The sequence below is a fragment of the Agrobacterium leguminum genome, from assembly GCF_015704895.1.
In the GTDB taxonomy this organism is placed as follows: domain Bacteria; phylum Pseudomonadota; class Alphaproteobacteria; order Rhizobiales; family Rhizobiaceae; genus Agrobacterium; species Agrobacterium leguminum.
The window spans coordinates 1-1,143 of the sequence record NZ_JADQWB010000048.1 but is presented as its reverse complement, the minus strand read 5'-3'; the positions used below and the strand labels follow the sequence as shown (position 1 = coordinate 1,143).

The 1,143-nt window shown below is 60.9% G+C and carries 1 protein-coding gene; it reads right to left on the bottom strand.

Translation table 11 applies throughout. The features are described from left to right. Positions 1-18: 18 nt before the first annotated feature. Positions 19-957, bottom strand: a complete 939-nt coding sequence (locus I3J13_RS25615; RefSeq protein ID WP_196380683.1) for an IS110 family RNA-guided transposase — start codon at positions 955-957, stop codon at positions 19-21. Positions 958-1,143: the final 186 nt, after the last annotated feature.

The window sequence follows — 1,143 nt, the reverse complement described above, 5'->3', positions numbered from 1 at the left end:
TCAAGCAACCGTGGATGATCAAGCAAATGCTGGATCTGTCCTTGCGATGGCGTTGAGGATAGTGATGAGCTTCCGGATTGTTGCGACGATGGCCAGTTTGAAAGGTTTTCCCTTGCTGCGCAGGCGCTGATAAAAGGCTCCAAGAACGGGGTCTTTGACCTTGATGGCGCTGAGTGCGGCCATATAGGCGATGTCGCGCAGATGCTTGCGGCCACCGGAGCATTTGCCCTGCCGGTTTGATGAACCGGATTGACGCGCATGCGGCGCGACGCCGACAAGAGCGGCGATGACCTTTGAAGAGACAGTGCCGAGTTCAGGCAGATCGGCAATGAGCGCGGTGGCCAGCACCGGGCCGACGCCGGTGACCTTGCACATTCTGTCGTGGCGCTTTCGCAGGCCGGGCGTCGCCTTGAGCAGATCGCGCATGGCGCGGTCGAGAGTGGCGATGTCCGTGGCGATGATGCGCAGGCGTACCTCCAGCATGTCGCGCACCAGCGGCTCTTCGATGGTATCGAGCTGGCTCGTCAGGCCGCTCTTTTCGGCGACCAGCCTGCGCCGGTGGGCCGCCAACGCGCTCAGGCGACTGCGCACGGGATCTGGTTCATATGGGGTGAGGTGAGCGTGTACCGTTGCCAGATAGCGGGCGATCACGGCAGCGTCGATCATATCGGTCTTTGCCAGCTGCCCCATGGCTTTGGCAAAATTGCGAACCCTTGCGGGCGGCAGGATATAAACCTTCAGGCCTGCCGCATGCAGACTGTCGGCCAGCCTGCGCTCATAACCGCCGGACGCCTCCAGTCCGACGACGACCGGTCCGAGCCCCAGAAGGCGGTTTGCAAGAGCGCCGATCTGTGTCGGTGAACTGCCGGTACTCCAGCGCTTGCCGGCCGGATAAACAAAAACATCGAAGCGGGCTTTGGAAACGTCGATGCCGACGAAGAGAAGTTCCGGTATCATGGCCTTGCTCCCAGGCTTGTGGTGCGGGCGAAAGCCCGATCAACCGTTCGGGGTCAAAGGGAGCAGGCAGGGCCTTGCTTGATCTCGGCTGCGTAAACCAGTCCGGAAATACGGCCACCTGCCTGCATAGGCCGGGATGCGCATCCCGGCCTATGCATCAAGTAAACCACAATAAGTCCACACAAG